This window comes from Shewanella xiamenensis (assembly GCF_014647135.1).
In the GTDB taxonomy this organism is placed as follows: domain Bacteria; phylum Pseudomonadota; class Gammaproteobacteria; order Enterobacterales; family Shewanellaceae; genus Shewanella; species Shewanella xiamenensis.
In genome coordinates this window covers 20,054-40,806 of record NZ_BMOP01000025.1, presented here as the reverse complement: position 1 = coordinate 40,806, position 20,753 = coordinate 20,054, and the positions used below count along the sequence as shown (strand labels likewise).

The window sequence follows — 20,753 nt, the reverse complement described above, 5'->3', positions numbered from 1 at the left end:
GATCACATCTCCATCTACTAATGGGCTCTTGCTCAAACATCTGGTAGCATGCTTGCCACTTTAAATAATAACAAGATGGGATAAAAACAATATGACGATTGAAACCCCAATTTTAATCACATTTGTTGGCTATTTAGTATTGATGATGGGCATCGGATTTTGGGCTTACCGTGCTACCGATACTGTGGATGATTATATTTTAGGTGGCCGCAAAATGGGCCCCGCCGTAACCGCACTCAGCGTTGGCGCCTCCGATATGTCAGGTTGGTTACTGTTAGGCTTACCCGGCGCGGTATATTTAGGTGGTTTAGGTGAAGCGTGGATTGGTATTGGCTTAGTGATAGGTGCTTGGCTGAACTGGTTATTTGTAGCAAAACGCTTACGCATTTATACCCAATTAGCAGATAACGCTCTCACCCTACCCGACTTTTTCGAGAAACGGTTTCACGATAAACAGGGGTATCTCAAGCTGGTTTCCGCGATCACTATTCTAGTGTTTTTTACCTTTTACGCTTCCTCAGGCATGGTGGGCGGTGCCATTCTATTTGAAAAGGTCTTTGGCTTAGATTACAACGTAGCCTTGGTAATAGGCTCAGCCATTATCGTAGGTTATACCTTTATTGGCGGTTTTTTTGCCGTGAGTTGGACCGACTTCTTTCAGGGCTGTTTGATGTTAATTGCCCTGCTGATCATCCCGTTTGCGGTATTTTCTCATCCCGAGAGTCATGCAGGCATTGAATCTATCGATCCTGCCATGCTGGCATTAATCAGCGATAAAACTACCGTGATTGGTTTGTTATCACTCTTGGCTTGGGGACTAGGTTATTTTGGTCAGCCACATATTTTATCGCGCTTTATGGCGATCGGTAGTGCCGATGCGCTGCCTGTGTCACGCCGTATTGCCATGAGCTGGATGATTTTATCCCTGCTCGGTGCACTAGCGACAGGCTTGGCGGGATCATTGTATTTTGCCAATGAACCACTCGCAAATGCCGAAACTGTCTTCATTCACTTAGCTCAGGCGGCATTTAATCCTTGGATAGGAGGCTTACTGATTGCGGCCATTTTATCGGCCATTATGAGTACCATTGATTCTCAATTATTGGTGTGCTCGAGTGTGATTACCGAAGACTTTTACCGCAAATGGTTACGCCCTAAAGCAGATGATCGCGAACTTATGATGGTTGGTCGCATGGGCGTACTTGCAATTGCAGTGATTGCCGGTGTTATCGCCTTGAATCCTGAAAGCAGTGTATTAAACCTGGTGAGTTATGCGTGGGCGGGATTTGGTGCGGCCTTCGGCCCAGTTGTGCTTTTGTCGCTGTTTTGGAAGCACTATAGCCGTAATGGCGCTATCGCAACGATTATCGTCGGTGCGTTAACCGTGGTGTTTTGGAAGCAACTTTCTGGCGGTATTTTTGACTTATATGAAATTTTGCCAGGATTTATGTTTGCCATTATCGCCGGTGTAATTGTGAGTAAACTCACTCGACCAAGCGATGAAATCACCGCCGAATTTGAGCAATTTAAGTCAGCGTTATAACCGCCGAATATCGCTTCTTCTTGTAAAAAGCGTACAAGTGTACGCTTTTTACAATTTGTATAATTTTATTAACCTTCGCCTCATTACAAAGTATTAACCTCAATTAAAACCACCTCACCAATTAAAAGCCATAGATACCAAGCATCTGGCCAGACCATTCGTTCAAGCTAAAGTACAACTTAGTTTTAATTAACTGAAATTTAACAAATTTCAAATCTGGTCGGACTTGTTGAGATTACACACAATCCCTAACATGCCGAAGACTATAAAAGGATTTGCGCGTTGTTCTGGTAACTAGGACCGAACAAAATCCAATATCAAAATAATGAGAGAATAATAATGAAATCATTCAACAAGACGTTGCTTGCTGTTGCTGTTGCATTGGCGAGCTCACAGACTTTCGCTTCGGGTTTCCAATTAAACAGTCAATCGGCCACGGGTATGGGTCGTGCTTTTGCAGGTGATGCTGTTATTGCTGACAACGCTTCCGTGTTATCGCGTAACCCCGCAGCGATGGCATTATTTGATAAAGATGCGATCTCTTTCGGCTTAACCTATGCCGATATTACTGTTGACGTTAAAGACGTTAACTTTGCTGGTGGCGCCTATGACTTAGGCAGCATCGATGATGCGGGTAGCTCTAAAGTTATCCCAAACATTTTCTACATCCACCCAATCGACGATAAGTTAGCCGTAGGTTTTGCGGCATTCTCTAACTTTGGCACAGGTACCGATGCCAGCTCACTTTCGAAGAATTTACCAGCAGGCTCACCAGCACCTTATGACCTACTTGGTGAAACAGAAGTCACAACAGTCAACTTTAACGCCAGCGTGTCTTACCGCATCAACGATATGTTCAGCATCGGTGCGGGTGTAGATGCCGTCTATGGTGAAGGTCGTTTAACCCGTAATATGGGCACCACGCCTCTGGTTGACGTAGACGCAGACGGCTGGGCATTTGGTGGTATTGTGGGTGCCACAGTTGAGTTAGATAAAGATAACCGTTTCGGTATCAGCTACCGTTTCAGCCCAACAGTCAATGTTGAAGGGGATATCAACACCATCACCTCAACAACAATACCTGGTGTGGGTACGGTTCCTGTTACGACCAGTTTTGATAGTTTAGATGTACCGCTAGCAGATATTTTCCAAGTTGCGGGCTTCCATCAAATTACGCCTAAATTTGCGCTGCACTATACCGCGCAATACAGTAAGTGGGGCAACTTTGATCAAATCACAGCTAAAGACGGTACAGCAACAATTGCAGCTGTAGGCGCCACTAAAAGCGTAGGTGATATCGCCCTTAAAGAATACCAATGGAAAGATTCATGGTTATTCAGCTTAGGTGGTACTTACACCATCAACGAACAATTCACCGTTCGTGCGGGTTATATGCATGACCAAGGCGTTGTAGACGAGATTAGTTCGATTTCATTCCCAGACTCTGACCGTAACTGGTACACAGCAGGTATGAGCTACCACATCAATCCACAAAACACCCTTGACTTTGGTATTGCCTTTATTAAGGGTGAAGAAGTTCACCTGATTGAAAACAGCGCAATCACAGGCCCTGTGAACGCGGTAACTGAATCAAGCGGTATGTACTACTCAGTACAGTACAGCTACCAGTTCTAAGCTGTTTCGAACACAAAAAAGCCGCATTTTTGCGGCTTTTTTGTATCTTGCGTATTTATTGCCTAAAGTTAATCCATATTCCTCTCACTCTATAACCCTTATGGCAAAAGTCATTGGACTTGGTGGTATTTTCTTCAAAAGTACCGATCCCGTTGCCTTAGCAACCTGGTATAAAACTCACCTTGAGATCCCTATTGAAAACTGGGGAGGCGCGGCGTTCTATCATAGTGATAAATCCATCCCGAGTTACCATGTATGGACACCGTTTGACGATAACACGACCTATTTTGCCCCCACGAATAAAAGCTTTATGGTGAACTTTATCGTGGACGATCTTGAGCAAGCCCTACTTCAAGTCACGCAGGGTGGCGGCGAGCAAATCGGCGATATTGAAGACTCTGAATTCGGCCGTTTCGGCTGGTTTATTGACCCCGATGGTAATAAAGTCGAATTGTGGCAACCTAGTGCAATCCCACCCATAAGCTAACAGGTTAACTTACAAGCCACTTTTACAACAGCATGATGCTAATCCTGAATAACACCTGAGCATTTAGTATAAAGTTGAATGTGTTAGGCATTTGCCTATGCACAAAGCTAGCTAATTGAAGTAAGGTATCTGAAGGAATTCTATCAAGAGAGTCTGTTATGCAACGCAATTATCTACTTCCCGCCATCGTGCTCGGTGGTTTTTTATGTGCAGGCATGGTTTATGTTGGACAAAGCGCCAGCTCAGCGCTACTAGAAATGAAAGCACTAGAACGCACAGTCACCGTAAAAGGTCTTGCAGAAAAAGAAGTCAAAGCCAACATCGCTATCTGGCCGATTAACTTTACTGAGGTCGACAACAACCTCCCTAAACTTTATGAAACTGTTCAGCAAAAAACCGACAGAGTCGTCGCCTTCCTTAAAGAAAGTGGATTTAGCGACAGTGAGATTACGGTGTCATTGCCATCCATTGAAGATCGTCAAGCCCAAGGCTATGTCGACCCCAATGTCAGGTATCGTTACTCGGCTAAGATTAATCTCTCTGTCTATACCTCACAAATTGATCTCATGCTAAGCACCCGTAAGCAAATGATAAACTTAGTTAAAGAAGGCATTGCTATCGCCAGCCAAGACTATGAAAACCGCACTGAGTTTTTATTTACGGCGCTCAATGATGTCAAACCGATCATGGTGCAGGAAGCAACGCAAAATGCGCGGGAAGTGGCCGAAAAGTTTGCTAAGGACTCACAATCGCGTCTGGGTAAGATTAAGAGTGCCAGCCAAGGCCAGTTCACGATTTCCGATCGTGACAGCAGCACGCCTTATATAAAACAAATTCGCATTGTTTCTACGCTGACCTATTATTTAAACGACTGATATTTAAGCCGCTCTGATTGCGGCTTAAAAATGATGACGATGGCGATTGATGTAAGGGAAAACGCATTCGCCTTTCCCCTATATTAGTGAAATCGATTACATTAAATTTTTCTAATAAATATTGATTGCCTATTGAAACCAACTCCATTAGAATTTACTCATGAATTACTTTTGGGATGATTTGTTATGGCAGCAATATCACGAACTCTGTTCACATTATTAGCATTTTCTACCTTCACGACGCAGGCATCTTCTTTAGAAACTCTCGAAGTGATGAGCAAACCCTACGCGAATTGGGTGACTTTAGATGCCAATATTGAGGCGGTAAAAGCTGCCACGGTATCAGCGCAAACCTCAGGGCGTATCGTCAAACTCAACTACGATGTCAATGATGTGGTACCAGAAGGCGCAGCCTTACTCGAGATAACTAGTAAAGAGCAAGGCGCTGAACTCGCAAGCTATGAAGCCGATCTCGCCAAAGCCACCGCACTAAATGTGGAGGCGCAGGCACAATATAAACGCTACAAAGAACTCTTTCCCCAAGGCGCGATTTCAAAAGGCGCTATGGATGAAGCAACCGCCAATGCTAAAGCTGCCGAACAAGCCGTGAGTGCGGCTAAGGCGCGGGTTATCAAGGCGACTGAGTCTCTCAAATATACTGTGGTATCGGCCCCATTTAGCGGGATTGTTACCGAGCGTTTAGTCGAATTAGGTGAAACCGTGATTGTCGGTCAGCCGCTACTCTCTGGATTTTCACCAAGCCAAATGCGCGCTATCACCCAAGTGCCACAACGCTATATTCAACAGCTAAAAAACGCCCCAGAATTTTTAGTACGCTTAAATGATGGTCGTGAAATCCTCTCTAAGGACCTCACCATCTTTAGCTTTGCCGATCCCGTGAGCCATAGCTATCAAGTGCGGATTAACCTGCCAAAGGATGAACCTAACCTGCAACCCGGAACTTGGGCCAAGGCGCTGTTTAAAAATGGCGAGCGAGAAAAAATCCAGCTACCGACCTCAGCGCTAATCACTATGAATGAACTCAGTAGCGTTTACCTGAAAAAAGGCGAGCAATTTGTACTCACTCAGGTACGAGTATCAGAACCTGTCAATGGTGAAGTGGAAATACTCGCAGGACTTAAATCCGGAGATATTGTCGCCATGGATGCTTACCAAGTGTTGCTTGAGCAAAAGCAATAAATTCCCTAGCGATATCAATTTGATGAGGTTGTTGAATGAAACACGCTAATGAATCTCCGATGACACTTGGTATTTCGGGTCGGATTGCGGCCGCCTTCCAAAACAGTGCCATCACACCGCTGCTGGCACTTTTAGGCTTATTGCTCGGCTTATTTGCTATTTTAGTGACCCCAAAGGAAGAAGAACCACAGATTGACGTTACCTTTGCCGATGTCTTTATCCCCTTTCCTGGCGCCACTCCGGTCGAAGTTGAAAACTTAGTCACCCTGCCCGCCGAGCAAGTGATCTCTGAAATCAAAGGGATAGACACGCTCTATTCTTTCTCCCAACCCGATGGCGCCATGATCATTGTGATCTTTAAAGTCGGCGTAACCCGCAATGATGCCATAGTGAGTCTCTACAACCAGATTTATTCCAATATGGATAAACTGCCGCAAGGGGCGGGAGTGGGTGAACCATTGATTAAACCACGCGGTATCGATGATGTGCCTATTGTTAGCCTGACCTTATGGTCCAAGGATAAACAGGTATCTGCCGAACAATTGACCCATGTTGCGCAAGGGTTAGAAACCGAAATCAAGCGTATCCCGGGCACGCGGGAGATATACACCGTCGGCCAACATGAAATAGTGGCCAATGTACGCATCGATCCCGCCAAAATGAATAGCTTTAATCTCACCTACGACAAGTTGAGACAAAGCCTAAATGACAATAATCACATCTCGATGCCTGCGTCTTTAGTACAAGGTAATCAAGAGATTAAGGTTCAGGCTGGGCAATTTTTACAAACAATAGACGATGTAAAACAGCTCGTTGTGAGTATTTCGCAGGATAAAAACGGCAAGCCTACCCCGGTTTATTTGGCCGATATCGCCGACATCAGTTTAAAGAGTGATATTCCCACTCAAAGCGTTTGGCACAGTGACAAGACAGATATTTACCCTGCGGTGACGATTGCCATAGGTAAGCAACCGGGGCAAAACGCTGTCGATATCGCCGATGCAACGATTGATCGCATTGCTAAGGTCAAGAATGTGTTGATCCCCAGCAATGTCGAAGTGACTGTTTCGCGCAACTATGGTGAGACGGCGGCGGATAAATCTAACACCCTTATTCTTAAGCTGATTTTTGCCACCAGCGCCGTTGTCGTATTGGTATTTTTAACCATGGGCGCCCGCGAGTCCTTAGTGGTCGGTGTCGCCATTATTATCACCTTGGCGATCACTCTATTCGCCTCATGGGCGTGGGGATTTACCCTCAACAGAGTGTCACTCTTCGCGCTGATTTTCTCCATCGGGATCTTGGTCGACGATGCCATTGTGGTAGTGGAAAACATTCACAGGCATATGGCGCTGGGTAAAAAATCCTTTAGTGAACTCATTCCCGTTGCAGTGGATGAAGTCGGCGGCCCGACGATTCTCGCCACCTTTACGGTTATCGCTGCCCTGCTGCCCATGGCATTTGTGTCAGGACTAATGGGCCCATACATGAGCCCGATTCCCATCAACGCCAGTATGGGCATGCTGATCTCCCTTGTGGTTGCCTTTGTGGTCACACCCTGGCTAAGCCGTAAGCTGCTCAAACACCATAGTGGCCCAGCTACCGAAACTGTCCACAGCGACGATGCCGTGATAAATGAAAGTAAAATGGTGCGCCTGTTTACCCGTCTAATTGGCCCCTTCCTATTAGGTAAAGGCGCCCGTAAAGCACGGATTGGACTCGCTGCGGGTGTATTTGTATTGATCGGTATCGCCGTGGCCTTGCCCATAGGTCAGCTCGTGGTGTTAAAGATGCTGCCCTTCGATAATAAGTCAGAGTTCCAAGTGATGGTGGACATGCCAGAAGGCACACCAGTGGAACAAACCCAGCGCGTACTTCAGGATTTAAGTCGTTACCTTGCCACTATACCCGAGGTGGAACATTTGCAGCTGTATGCTGGCACCAATGCGCCAATGAACTTTAACGGCTTAGTGCGTCACTATTTCCTGCGTAATAGCCAAGAACTAGGCGATATTCAGGTCAATTTAGTCGATAAAAAGCATCGCAAACGCGATAGCCATAGCATTGCACTCTCAGTGAGAGAGGAACTACAGCAAATAGGTGCGCCATATCAAGCCAATATAAAAGTGGTTGAAGTACCACCAGGCCCACCAGTCTGGTCGCCGATTGTGGCCGAAGTCTATGGCCCAAGTCCTGCGATTCGTGAACAAGCAGCTTATGATCTGCAGTCACTGTTCCGTGAGACTCAAGATGTGGTCGATATTGATATCTTCTTACCCGCAGCACAGCAAAAATGGCAGGTGATGATCGACCGCTCGAAAGCTAGCCTGATGGCGGTGCCCTATAGCAATATCGTTGATTTAATTGCGACCTCAGTAGGCGGTAAGGATGTAAGCTACTTGCATATTGCTCAGCAAAAACACCCCGTGCCTATCCGCCTGCAACTGCAAGAAGGGGCGAAAATCGATTTAGAGCAAGTGCTAAACATGAAGTTACAAAGCCAAACTGGGCAATCCGTGCCCGTGTCTGAGCTGGTGACCATCAAGCGCGGAAAAATCGATGCCCCTATTATCCATAAGAATATGATCCCTATGGTGATGGTGGTTGCCGATATGGCAGGCCCGCTCGACAGTCCGCTCTATGGCATGTTTGACATGGCAGGCAAAATCGACGGCGACGGTGGCTTAGGTTTCGATCAGCATTATATCCACCAACCAACAGGCTTAGACTCAGTGGCCGTACTTTGGGACGGGGAATGGAAGATCACCTATGAAACTTTTAGAGATATGGGTATCGCCTATGCCGTGGGCATGATTGCAATTTACTTATTGGTCGTCGCCCAATTTAGATCCTATCTCGTGCCGCTTATCATTATGGCGCCCATCCCACTGACGGTGATTGGAGTGATGCCGGGTCATGCCCTGCTTGGTGCACAATTTACCGCCACCTCGATGATTGGCATGATTGCCTTAGCGGGGATTATTGTCCGTAACTCGATATTATTAGTGGATTTTATCAATCAGGAAACCGCCTCAGGTGTGCCCTTTGAGCGCGCTGTCATCCACTCGGGCGCCGTGCGGGCCAAGCCGATTATGCTGACCGCTTTAGCGGCCATGATTGGCGCCCTGTTTATCTTGGACGACCCAATCTTCAACGGGCTTGCGATCAGTCTGATTTTCGGGATTTTTATCTCGACCTTACTGACCCTAATCGTGATCCCTGTGCTTTACTACGCGGCGATGAAAAATCGCATAAACTTAACTCAAACAGCCGATTAACCCACAATAGGCAGCCATCGCGCTGCCGCTAGGAGCAAGCTATGTCACTCGAACGCAGCATTATGGCCTTTGCCGGATTTATGGTGTTACTGTCTTTGGTATTAACCGCTTTTGTTCACCATAACTTTTTGTGGTTAACCGCCTTCGTTGGCGCTAACCTATTCCAAAGCGCTTTCACGGGTTTTTGCCCAGCGGCAATGGTATTACGCAAACTCGGCGTCAAATCCGAAGCTGAAATCGCTAAACAACGTTAATGCAGATTTGCAAAGGAGAAAGTCAGTGTTTAACAAGTTACTGTTTGGCAGTAAAAAATTACTTGGAGTAGCCCTATTGAGTCTTTTGTCACTCTCCATAGTACCTCATGCAGCAAATGCGGCAGATCAACAGCCTCAAGTAGCATGGGAGAAAATCGCTGCTGGGGCCATGGTGCTTGATGTTCGCACCCCTGAGGAATTTGCCGCGGGCCATTTAGCCAATGCGGTTAATATTCCCTTTGAGCAAGTCGCCGCAGAATTCGCTAAACGCGGTATCGCCAAAGATGCGCCAGTGGTGTTGTATTGCCGCAGCGGTCGACGCAGCAGTATCGCGACCGAAGCCTTAGTCGCGGCGGGTTACACTCAAACCTATAACGGTGGCGGTTATCAGACCTTAGCCGACGCTCAGCCTAAAACAGAGTAACTTGCTGTTTCGATTCACGATGGAAAAGCGCCAGTTGGCGCTTTTTTATATTTCTGCCGAGATTCATGTATCTCACCCACCACTCACTAGTCGATTATCCTGTTGCGCTCATGCATAAAAGCCAATAAATTGGCAAATGCCAAACCACCGACGCATTAACTCAATAAAATTGCATAATCAATCACTTGAATTAAACTCAATATCAAACACCGAAAAACACTACAGATTTCTCACATTTTAATTCCAAAAAATTATAAATTTAAATTTCAATAATTTATACAACTACCTCAGCCCATTATTCGCTGTTAAAGCCGCTAGAATTCACTTTTACTTATTCACCTTTTCCACATAAATAAACATAAATAGTGCCAACACATTCGTTACAAGTTGTAACAATTGATTATTTATTCAATAAATTCGCTTATTACCTCAGTCAATTTTACCAACCGCCATACCATTAACATTTAATTTACAAATACTTACACGAAAGATAAATTCACTAACCGAGTAGCATCTGAGTCGTAGTTATTCTTTAAAAGCACAAAATAATAATGATTAACTCTAAATTGAACATGGAAGAAAAACATGACAATCAACCGAACCACTAAAATAGCCCTGAGTTTATCCAGCTTAGCTATTGCAATTTCAGCAAGTGTTCATGCTGCCCCCGACGTACCGGGTTTCAACGCAGCGATGCAAGCACAGACCTCTCCTTTGCCTAAGCGCTATATCGTTAAATTTAAAAATGCCGATGCTCCCGCTCTGATGTCTGTCGATAGTGCTCAAGTCAGCGACCAATTACCCACCACCATGAACTACCAGCCTAAAGTGACTGAAATTAGCGCCCAGCACAGTGTGCTGAACAAGGCGCAAGCCAAAGAAATGAAGCGTATCGGCCGCAGTAACAGCTACTCGGTCAAGCTAGATAACAATGGCATTAAGGCATTAAGAGCCCGCGCCGATGTGGAATATGTGGAAGAAGACATGCCACGTAGGCTCTTAAACGAAACAACACCCTGGGGACAAACCTTTGTGGGTGCGACCCAATTAAGCGATAGCCAAGCGGGTAACCGCACCATCTGTATTATCGACTCAGGTTATGACCGTGGTCACAGCGACTTAAGCGGTAACAATGTCACAGGCACCAATAACTCCGGCACCGGTAATTGGTTTGAACCTGGCAATAACAATGCCCATGGTACCCACGTTGCCGGTACTATCGCGGCGATCGCCAACAACGACGGCGTGATTGGCGTGATGCCAAATCAAAATGCCAATATCCATGTGATTAAAGTATTTAATGAAGCTGGCTGGGGTTACTCATCTTCACTCGTATCCGCGGTCGATACCTGTGTTAATAATGGCGCCAATGTGGTCACCATGAGTTTAGGTGGCGCAGGCTCAAGTACAACCGAGCGCAATGCCTTAGCCGCCCACTACAATAACGGCGTACTCTTGATTGCAGCCGCGGGTAACGATGGTAACAATACCCATAGCTACCCCGCTTCGTACGATGCGGTAATGTCAGTAGCGTCTGTTGATAATCACAAAGACCACTCAGCCTTCTCGCAATACACCAACCAAGTCGAGATCTCTGGTCCTGGTGAAGCCATTCTCTCTACCGTTACACGCGGTGAAGGACGTTTAGCCGATATTACTATCGGTGGTCAGTCATACTTTAACTCCGGCGTTGTGCCACACAATCGCTTTACGCCATCAGGCACTAACTATGCGCCCAATCCATACAATGGCACGGCAACCGCAACCTTAGCCGAATGTACGGTTAGCGGCTCAACCTTCAACTGCGGCAATATGACCAACAAAGTCTGTCTAGTTGAGCGAGTGGGTAACCAAGGCACTTCTTATCCAGAAATCAATGCGGTAAAAGCCTGTAAGAATGCGGGCGCTAGCGCTGTTATCGTGTACAGTAACACCGCCTTACCTGGACTACAAAACCCCTTCTTGGTCGATGCTAACAGCGAAATCAACATGGTGTCAGTGTCTGTTGACCGTGCAACCGGTCTAGCACTGCGTAACCAGTTAGGTGCAACCGTTACCGTGAGCAACCAAGGTAATAAAGACTACGAGTACTACAACGGTACATCGATGGCGACTCCACATGTGTCAGGCGTGGCAACCTTAGTGTGGAGCTATCACCCAGAATGTAGCGCTGCTCAGGTGCGTAATGCACTCAAGCAAACGGCTGAAGACTTAGGCACAGCTGGCCGTGATGATTACTATGGTTATGGTCTGGTCAATGCCGTTGCAGCGAAAACCTTCTTAGATGCGTCCTGTAATGGTCCTACGGATCCGGTTGACCCTACACCAACTGACAGCGTGTTAGTGAACGGTGTGCCAAAAACAGGTCTAAGCGGCGCCGCCAGTGAAGAACTGCATTTCTCTTTTGAAGTACCACAGGGTGCAACTAACTTAGGCTTTGTGATGAACGGTGGCACGGGTGATGCGGATCTGTACGTACAGTACGGCGCAGCGCCAACGACCTCAAACTACGATTGCCGTCCATACAAAGGTGGTAACAGTGAATCTTGCCCAATCAGCAACGTTCAATCAGGTACTTACTACGCGATGGTGAAAGGCTATTCAGCCTTTAGCGGTGTATCGTTAACCGCAAGCTACACAGCCCAAAGCGGTGGTGGTACTCCGACCACGCCAGCAAGCTACACCAACACCGATAACTACAATATTCCTGATAACAAGACCACAGGTATCACGAGCCCAATCACAGTGACTCGCACGGGTAACTCAGGCACAGTGACTGCCGTGGTGAATATTGTTCACCCTTATATTGGTGACTTAAAAGTGCAGCTCATCAGCCCTACAGGCCAAACGGCAACACTGCATAGCAACACTGGCGCAGGCGCAGATAATATCAATAAGAGCTACACAGTGGATATGACTGGCGTTGAGTCAAGCGGTGTGTGGAAACTTAAAGCGGTAGATAGCGGCCGTGGTGACGTAGGCTATATCGATAGCTGGGAATTGAAATTCCAATAATCACAGCGAATTAACACAAGAGCCTGCAATCACAGGCTCTTTTATTATTGATAATCCTTAAGCATCTCTGGTTCGATAAGCAGACTATGCTCATTGTCAGATAGCCAGACTTGCCCTTCACTGATAGACGCTTGCAGCGACATAGTGCGGCTCACTAACGCCTCCATCGCCGTCACTGACTCTTCGGCAATATTCCATACTTTCAAATTTTTATAGCGCTCTAATGCCGCTTGATTCTGTTTCCACCAAATAGGAACACTACGTCCGCCGTAGGTAAACAGCTGCACCGCTTTCGCGCGGCCGCTCGCCTTACGCAGCCATTTTTCATCGGCTTGGCCAAACTCAATCCACAGGTTTACTTCCCCTGAGAGACTCTTATCCCACAGTTCGGGTTCGTCATCCACACACAATCCCTTAGTAAAGCTTAAGGTCTCGGAAGCATTGAGGATAAAAGCCAGCAAACGCACCATCATGCGACCATCGGTTTCCGAAGGATGCTGAGCTAACGTCAGTTGATGATCTTGATAATATCCCCGGTCCATATCAGCGATCTGAAGATTGACCTTAAACACGGTCGCTTTAAGCGCCATAGTACATCCTAAGCTTAATGATAAAAAATAACGGCGAGTCTACCTAAGACTCGCCGTCAGCTCAAACAAACTACGATAAAGAAGACTAAATCGCACCGGGGCGTAAATGCTTCGCGACAGGAAAGTGGGCCTTTAGCTGATTAATTTTCTGAGTATCGGCAACAATCAGCATTCTTGTGCCCTGCTCATATTCGTGAGTTATTTCGCTCAGAGCGAGTAATCCGCCGCGGTTAGCATCACGGCGAACGAATTCTGATAATTCATCCGTTAAGGTCTCTTGGCTATAAATCCAGTCAAGGCGTTGCAGTAACGGCATGGCCGCCAGCGGCAATAACTCGACGGGGGTAGCCTCATCCAATAACAGGATTTCTCCACGGCTGACGATATGGTTAAAAGCATTTTGGTAATGCTCTAGCGTACGTGCATCAAACCTATCACCATTGGTATCGAAAAAACGTTCCCAAAATAATCGACGTGTCGCGGTTTTGGTGAGGCGTTGTTGTACTTCGAGACGTTTGTCGGCCACAAAGTCAAATAGCGGTTTCAAGGATTGCGGTAGACTGGCTTCTAATCTCGCTCGGATGGTACGGGCAAATACAGGCGCGGCCCCTGCCGTACTGATCGCCACAACAAGGCGCCCTCTATCCACGATGGACGGCGTAATAAAACGGCAAAAAGCGGGATTGTCCACGGCATTAACCCAAATGCCACGCTCAGTGGCTAAGGTCGCTAATTCACTATTGAGTTTATCGTTGGCCGTTGCGAGATAAATAAGATCGTAATTTTGAATATCAGCCTGCACGACTGATCGTTGTGACAATAATATCCGTCCCTTATCAGCATAGGCTTGCACCTCAGAATTTACCTCTGGCGCAATAACATGGATATTCGCTTCGGTACGCGTCAGCAAGGCAAGTTTACGACTCGCTACATCCCCTGCCCCAACAAGCAGAACATTCAGATTAACGGTATCAATAAATAACGGGAAATATTGCATCGTATAAGCCTAATAAATATTGAGTAAAAACAAACTTCAATTATTTTCATGCACAGGGTTAACATCTGTTTTGGCCTATAAAAATCAAGGCTCTGATTCTAAACAGCGTTAACTCAACATTATGAATAAACGCATTATCTGACAGAATAATGCAGGCATATCTTATCGTACTAACTAAATGATAAGTCAGCGTAGATTAACACGATACTCAACAATAAATACTTAATAATATGAATAAGTTAGAAAATTTTTATCTAAATAAAAATATGCAATGATAGTCGGGAATATGGATCCCGACGATAGATGGATTGATGAGTAAATTAATTATGGCTCTCGCTACGCTCAGCACTACAATGCCAACACAATTCGAAGCTGCCCTCATTCATCTCATGGCACTGTACACATTGCCATTGGGGACTAACCACATCCAAGCCGCTTAATTGCGCTTGTGCGTTAGCCAGCTGCGACTCTCGAACCCAAAGCTCAACATTGTGAAGATTGGCAGGTAACTCACCGACGCCACCCAACAAGGCCTCTCCACGCAACTCCACATGAATACCGCAGGCTTCTAATAATCCCTTCCATGTATGGGCCTGTAATAGGTTTCCACCAGCAATTAATGTTTTACGTTCTTCCATGCGACTTCCTACTGCATTTATCTTTTAAAAATAGCGGCAGCCGACATCCTACAGTGAAATAACTGAGCCTGTCGAGTGCTGTTTTTTACGCCAGTTGTTAATCAATTTAACATTTACGTTTTACAGCATTAGTCACTATAAAGTTGTGAGTTTGATAGCAGATTATCGAAAGCGCGTAATCATGGCGAAAAAAATGCCACTTTAAAAGTGGCATTTTTATTAACAATATTGGTATCTAAAATAGATTAATTTGAGACCAATTTACGGCATCATCGGTGGTTGATCTGCACCTTCTTTCTCTATCTCAACTGGCATCATATGCTCGCGGCAAATGCCGAGTTTGATCGCTAAGAAACTCGCCACATAGATAGAAGAGTAAGTACCAACGAAAATACCCAGTAACAGTGCGGTCGCAAAGCCATGGATCATGGTGCCGCCCTTCAGGAACAGCGCAACAACTGTCACCAGCGTCGTACCCGTCGTGATAATGGTACGGCTCATGGTTTGGGTAATTGAAACGTTCACGACTTCTTCAGGATCGCTCTTACGCATCTTGAGGAAGTTTTCACGGATACGGTCAAATACCACGATGGTATCGTTCAGTGAGTAACCGACTACCGTTAACACACCAGCTAATACTGTTAGGTCAAACTCCAGTTGAAATACTGAAAACACCCCTAAGGTCACAATCACGTCATGGGCCAATGCCGCGACTGAACCCGCAGCCAAACGCCATTCGAAACGAAACGAAACGTAGATCATGATACAGATTAGTGCAACTAACACGGCTAAACCGCCCTGCTCAGCCAGTTCTTTACCCACTTGAGGACCAACGAATTCAACACGTTTTTGTTGAACGCCTGCATCCACTTGCTGAGCAGCTGTCATCACAGATTTAACCTGAGCATCGCTGCTCACGCCTTCTTTCACCGACAGACGCACTAATACGTCACGGCTCGAACCGAAGTTTTGCACCACTGCGCCGTCCAATTCAGGCGCAGACAGCTTAGTACGCAACACGTTCAAATCGACAGGTTGAGTAAACTCCATCTCAACCACAGTACCGCCGGTAAAGTCTAAGCCCCAGTTAATGCCTTTGGTCGCCAGAGAAACCAGCGAACCCAATACCAAAATGGCCGACATAATACTGATAGGCAGCGCATGACGGAGGAAGTTAACCGTACGTTTTAAAGATAAAATTTCTAACATTATCGCTTCCCCTTAGATAGACAGCGTCTTCACGCGCTTACCGCCCCAAATCGCGTTCACGATTGAGCGAGTACCCACGATAGCGGTAAACATCGATGTCGCAATACCGATCATCAGGGTCACCGCGAAGCCTTTGATCGCGCCAGTACCCACGGCGAACAAGATCAGCGCTGTCAAGAAGGTAGTGATGTTAGCGTCGGCGATGGTAGAGAATGCGTTACCGTAACCTTCGTGAATCGCCTGCTGTACGCTACGACCTGCACGTAACTCTTCACGGATACGCTCGTAAATCAGTACGTTACCGTCAACCGCCATACCCACTGTTAACACCATACCGGCAATACCAGGCAGAGTTAATACGGCGCCAGGGATCATAGACATCACCCCAACCACCATCACTAAGTTGGCCGTTAAGGCTAAGTTAGCGATCAAGCCGAAACTACGGTAATAAACCAGCATAAAGATAAGTACGACTGCCATACCCCAAATCATGGCTTGCACACCGCTTTCGATGTTTTCTGCACCCAGGCTTGGACCGATAGTACGTTCTTCCACAATCGATACGGGCGCAATCAGGGCACCAGCACGCAGCAGCAGTGCGAGGTTTTGCGCTTCACCATGGCTTAAGCCGGTGATCACAAAGTTACGGCCTAAACGCGCTTGAATGGTCGCCACAGAAATCACTTCTTGGATTTTCTGCATCTTAACGCTGCCATCGGCGTTACGCTCACCGCTGTCTTTATATTCGATAAACAAGGTCGCCATCGGTTTACCGATATTGTCCTTAGTCACGTTAGAGAAAATGGTACCGCCTTTAGCATCGAGGTTGATGCTCACCTGTGGACGGCTGTATTGGTCGAAGCTAGGTTGTGCGCCAGTGATATGATCACCCGTTAGCATCACTTCCTTCTTCAGAACCACTTGACCGCCTTCACGGCGTTGATACACCTCAGAACCCGCAGGTACACGGCCAGATTGCGCCGCATTGGGGTCGGCCTTATCGTCCACCATGTGGAATTCAATCGATGCTGTTGCACCTAAGATTTCCTTGGCACGAGCCGTATCTTGTACACCTGGCAGCTCAACGATAATACGCTCAGCACCTTGGCGTTGCACCACAGGCTCAGCTACCCCTAACTCGTTAACACGGTTACGGATAGTGGTAATGTTCTGCTGCAGCGCTTCTTCTTTAATCTGCTTGAGATAGGTTTCGCTCATCACGGCTTGCAGGGCAAAATCTTCACCCTTGGTCACATCGGTGAACACCATGTCATTGCTGCGCGATTTTAAGAAACGTTCTGCACTGGCTAAACTTTCTTTGTCACGGAATTTAATCTCGATACCTTGTGCATTGTTGCGAATGCCCGCGTAACGGATTTTTTCTTCACGTAATTGAGAACGGAAATCGGCCACTTTGGCCTCTTCCATCTTGCGGATGGCTTCGCCCATGTCCACTTCCATTAAGAAGTGCACACCACCGCGAAGGTCCAGACCGAGTTTCATTGGGCTACCGCCCATAGACTCGAGCCACTGCGGCGTCGCAGGGGCAAGGTTAAGTGCCACGGTAAACTTATCGCCTAAGTCTTCGGCGATGGTTTCCTTGGCCAGCAACTGTTGATCCGCGTTTTGTACACGAACCAACAATTGGCCTTTTTCAAGCTCAGAACGTTTTACCGCAATGCCCTTACTGGCTAACAGCTCGTTCACTCTGGCTTGGGTAGATGCCGTGACTTCAGCACCTCGAGTCGCCACTACTTGCACCGCATGATCTTCACCGAACAGGTTAGGTACGGCATAGAAACAACCTATGACGATGACGAGCACCACCATAATGTTTTTCCACATTGGGTATTTATTTAACACGCCTGAGCCCTCTTGGCTTACAACGACTGGATAGAGCCCTTAGGCAATACAGCTGCAATGTAATCTTTTTTAATTGTAATTTGAGTCGTGTCGTTCAAGCTCAGTAACACGTAGTCATTTTCATCGCTGATCTTTGCAATCTTGCCTAAGATACCGCCGCTGGTCAGGACTTCGTCGCCCTTGCTTAAAGATGACATCAGGTTCTTGTGCTCTTTAACACGCTTAGATTGCGGACGGAAAATCATGAAATAGAAAATCAGACCGAAAATCACCAGCATGAAAATCAATTCCATGGTGCCGCCACCCTGTGGAGCGCCTGCAGCATTTGCATATGCATTTGAAATGAACATAGTTTTCTCTTCTTATTAGCAAAAAATCAATCGACTAACTCTGGTACTTCACGACCTTGACTGGTATAGAAGTCCTTTACAAAGGCGTCTAATGTACCCGTCTCAATCGCCCCGCGCAAACCTTCCATTAACATTTGATAGTATCTCAAGTTGTGAATGGTGTTTAAACGCGCACCCAGAATCTCATTACAACGATCTAAATGGTAAAGGTATGCCCGTGAATAGTTTTTACAGGTATAACAATCACACTTAGGATCGAGCGGTGAAGTGTCATCACGATGACGCGCATTGCGGATCTTAATCACACCTTCACTGGTAAACAGATGACCGTTACGGGCGTTACGGGTTGGCATCACACAGTCAAACATGTCGATACCACGACGCACACCTTCAACTAAATCCTCTGGCTTACCGACCCCCATCAGATAGCGCGGCTTGTCAGCAGGAATTTGTGGACAGACATGCTCAAGAATGCGGTGCATGTCTTCCTTAGGCTCACCTACGGCCAAACCACCGACGGCATAACCGTCGAAACCAATTTCGACTAAGCCTTTTAAGCTCTCGTCGCGTAAATCTTCATAAACACTGCCTTGGATGATCCCGAATAATGAATTGGGATTTTCCAGACGGTCGAACTCATCGCGTGAACGCTTAGCCCAACGCAGTGACATCTGCATTGACTTGCGCGCTTCATCTTCTGTCGCCGGATATGGAGTACATTCGTCAAAAATCATCACCACATCACTGCCCAATGCATGTTGAATTTGCATTGATTTTTCAGGATCTAAGAAGATTTTCTCGCCGTTGATTGGCGAACGGAAATGCACACCTTCTTCGGTAATTTTACGAATGTCACCCAAACTGAACACTTGGAAACCGCCCGAATCGGTCAGAATAGGACGCTGCCAGTTCATAAAATCGTGCAAGTCACCATGCTTACGCATGATTTCTTCGCCTGGACGTAACCACAGGTGGAAAGTGTTACCGAGCAGAATATCGGCGCCAGTAGCACGCACTTCTTCTGGCGTCATCCCTTTTACCGTACCGTAAGTCCCTACAGGCATAAATGCTGGGGTTTCCACTGTACCACGTTCAAAAATCAAGCGACCACGGCGCGCACGGCCGTCGGTAGTGTCAAGTTCAAATTTCATCATTCACCTCGCCAGATAAACAGTCTGACTACATTTTTAATGGCAAGCGCCATTTTGATTAACAATAGAGATAGGGACAGTTCAAAAAGGTTCAACCTTTGGCTGAAAAAAATACCCGCCCAAACTCAATGTGGGCGGCTATTTTAAAACAAAATCTTGGTCTAGTGAGCTTTTTTCGTCACAAACATGGCATCGCCATAGCTAAAGAAGCGATATTTTTGCGTGATTGCGTGTTGATACGCCGCCATAACATGATCAAAACCGGCAAAGGCACTAACCAACATGATGAGCGTCGATTCCGGCAGGTGAAAGTTAGTGATCATGGCATCGACGATTTGGAACTGATACCCAGGGTAGATAAAGATATCGGTATCACCGCTAAAGGCTTTAAGTTCGCCTTCACTTGCACGGGCCGCACTCTCCAGTGAACGTACAGACGTCGTGCCCACAGCAACCACACGTTTGCCTGCCGCTTTCGTTTGGGCAATTAAATCCACCACATCCTGCGGCACATTGGCCCACTCAGAATGCATTTTGTGCTCGAGCACATTATCGACGCGCACGGGTTGGAAGGTGCCGGCACCGACATGCAGAGTCACAAAGGCGATATTTACGCCCTTGGCTTTTAATGCCTCAAGCATGACATCATCAAAGTGTAGACCCGCCGTAGGCGCGGCAACCGCACCGGGGTTCTGGTTATACACGGTTTGATAGCGCTCTTTATCGGCATCCTCATCGGGACGGTCGATATAAGGTGGCAATGGCATATGCCCTACTGCTTCGAGCACTTCTAAAATTGTGAGATCGGATAAGAGTTCGAGTTCAAATAAGGCGTCATGGCGAGCAGCCATCTTCATCTCATAACCGCCGTCGAGATGAATAATGCTATCTACTTTCGGGGATTTAGAGCTGCGCACATGGGCGAGGATACGTTTATCATCGAGCATACGCTCAACTAAAATCTCGAGTTTGCCACCACTGGCCTTTTGGCCAAATAAACGTGCTGGGATCACCCGGGTATTGTTAAATACCATTAAATCGCCGGGATTAATCATCTCCAGCAGATCGGTAAACTGTTTATCGGCGAGCGTGCCAGTATTGCCATCTAAGGTTAACAGACGTGACGCCGTACGTTGCGCCATGGGATAACGAGCGATGAGTTCGTCGGGAAGATCGAAGGAAAAGTCTGTTACGCGCATGCAAAGGCCTCTAGATAGCTTAGAACGGCGGCTAGTCTATGGTTA

17 protein-coding genes are annotated in these 20,753 nt (G+C 46.7%); 9 read left to right on the top strand and 8 right to left on the bottom strand.

Features of this window, described 5'->3' with window-relative positions; translation table 11 throughout:
• The first annotated feature begins 91 nt into the window (after positions 1 to 91).
• From putP to IEY09_RS16885, 9 genes are all read left to right on the top strand, one after another.
• Entirely contained in the window at positions 92 to 1,543 is a 1,452-nt protein-coding gene (gene putP / locus IEY09_RS16925; RefSeq protein ID WP_037428237.1) for a sodium/proline symporter PutP, read from the top strand.
• A gap of 339 nt (positions 1,544 to 1,882) precedes the next feature.
• Entirely contained in the window at positions 1,883 to 3,178 is a 1,296-nt protein-coding gene (locus tag IEY09_RS16920; RefSeq protein WP_069455254.1) for an OmpP1/FadL family transporter, read from the top strand.
• A gap of 100 nt (positions 3,179 to 3,278) precedes the next feature.
• Positions 3,279 to 3,665: a VOC family protein gene (locus IEY09_RS16915; protein ID WP_188871976.1), complete on the top strand. Its 387-nt coding sequence runs from the start codon at positions 3,279 to 3,281 to the stop codon at positions 3,663 to 3,665.
• A gap of 158 nt (positions 3,666 to 3,823) precedes the next feature.
• Positions 3,824 to 4,540: an SIMPL domain-containing protein gene (locus IEY09_RS16910; protein WP_055648744.1), complete on the top strand. Its 717-nt coding sequence runs from the start codon at positions 3,824 to 3,826 to the stop codon at positions 4,538 to 4,540.
• A 186-nt stretch (positions 4,541 to 4,726) separates the two neighbouring features.
• On the top strand, positions 4,727 to 5,740 hold the full coding sequence (locus IEY09_RS16905; RefSeq protein ID WP_188871974.1) for an efflux RND transporter periplasmic adaptor subunit: 1,014 nt from the start codon (positions 4,727 to 4,729) through the stop codon (positions 5,738 to 5,740).
• A 35-nt stretch (positions 5,741 to 5,775) separates the two neighbouring features.
• The gene (locus IEY09_RS16900; protein ID WP_188871972.1) at positions 5,776 to 9,018 is read left to right on the top strand and encodes an efflux RND transporter permease subunit; all 3,243 of its coding nucleotides are present in this window, start codon (positions 5,776 to 5,778) and stop codon (positions 9,016 to 9,018) included.
• Between the two features lie 41 nt (positions 9,019 to 9,059).
• Complete coding sequence (locus IEY09_RS16895; protein WP_037420227.1) at positions 9,060 to 9,272, top strand: YgaP family membrane protein; 213 nt, start codon at positions 9,060 to 9,062, stop codon at positions 9,270 to 9,272.
• A gap of 25 nt (positions 9,273 to 9,297) precedes the next feature.
• A complete protein-coding gene (locus IEY09_RS16890) occupies positions 9,298 to 9,696 on the top strand; it encodes a rhodanese-like domain-containing protein (protein ID WP_037428230.1) in 399 nt (132 codons plus the stop codon).
• Positions 9,697 to 10,281: 585 nt separating this feature from the next.
• Positions 10,282 to 12,711: a S8 family serine peptidase gene (locus tag IEY09_RS16885; RefSeq protein ID WP_188871969.1), complete on the top strand. Its 2,430-nt coding sequence runs from the start codon at positions 10,282 to 10,284 to the stop codon at positions 12,709 to 12,711.
• 44 nt (positions 12,712 to 12,755) lie between these two features.
• Here the strand turns inward: IEY09_RS16885 and IEY09_RS16880 are convergent, their stop codons facing one another.
• From IEY09_RS16880 to queA, 8 genes are all read right to left on the bottom strand, one after another.
• Entirely contained in the window at positions 12,756 to 13,301 is a 546-nt protein-coding gene (locus IEY09_RS16880) for a YaeQ family protein (RefSeq protein ID WP_037420235.1), read from the bottom strand.
• Positions 13,302 to 13,386: 85 nt separating this feature from the next.
• Positions 13,387 to 14,298 carry a precorrin-2 dehydrogenase/sirohydrochlorin ferrochelatase family protein gene (locus tag IEY09_RS16875; RefSeq protein WP_055648740.1) on the bottom strand — a complete coding sequence of 304 codons (912 nt, stop codon included), beginning with the start codon at positions 14,296 to 14,298 and terminating at the stop codon, positions 13,387 to 13,389.
• Positions 14,299 to 14,618: 320 nt separating this feature from the next.
• Positions 14,619 to 14,936 (bottom strand): putative signal transducing protein, encoded by a 318-nt coding sequence (locus IEY09_RS16870; protein ID WP_037420242.1) that lies wholly within the window; start codon positions 14,934 to 14,936, stop codon positions 14,619 to 14,621.
• Positions 14,937 to 15,197: 261 nt separating this feature from the next.
• The gene (gene secF / locus IEY09_RS16865; protein ID WP_188871968.1) at positions 15,198 to 16,145 is read right to left on the bottom strand and encodes a protein translocase subunit SecF; all 948 of its coding nucleotides are present in this window, start codon (positions 16,143 to 16,145) and stop codon (positions 15,198 to 15,200) included.
• Between the two features lie 12 nt (positions 16,146 to 16,157).
• Positions 16,158 to 18,008 carry a protein translocase subunit SecD gene (gene secD / locus IEY09_RS16860; RefSeq protein ID WP_188871966.1) on the bottom strand — a complete coding sequence of 617 codons (1,851 nt, stop codon included), beginning with the start codon at positions 18,006 to 18,008 and terminating at the stop codon, positions 16,158 to 16,160.
• 17 nt (positions 18,009 to 18,025) lie between these two features.
• The gene (gene yajC, locus IEY09_RS16855; protein ID WP_023267664.1) at positions 18,026 to 18,358 is read right to left on the bottom strand and encodes a preprotein translocase subunit YajC; all 333 of its coding nucleotides are present in this window, start codon (positions 18,356 to 18,358) and stop codon (positions 18,026 to 18,028) included.
• Between the two features lie 26 nt (positions 18,359 to 18,384).
• Positions 18,385 to 19,509, bottom strand: coding sequence for a tRNA guanosine(34) transglycosylase Tgt (gene tgt / locus IEY09_RS16850; RefSeq protein ID WP_011622165.1), 1,125 nt, complete (start codon positions 19,507 to 19,509; stop codon positions 18,385 to 18,387).
• Between the two features lie 161 nt (positions 19,510 to 19,670).
• The gene (gene queA, locus IEY09_RS16845) at positions 19,671 to 20,708 is read right to left on the bottom strand and encodes a tRNA preQ1(34) S-adenosylmethionine ribosyltransferase-isomerase QueA (RefSeq protein ID WP_037428218.1); all 1,038 of its coding nucleotides are present in this window, start codon (positions 20,706 to 20,708) and stop codon (positions 19,671 to 19,673) included.
• Positions 20,709 to 20,753: the final 45 nt, after the last annotated feature.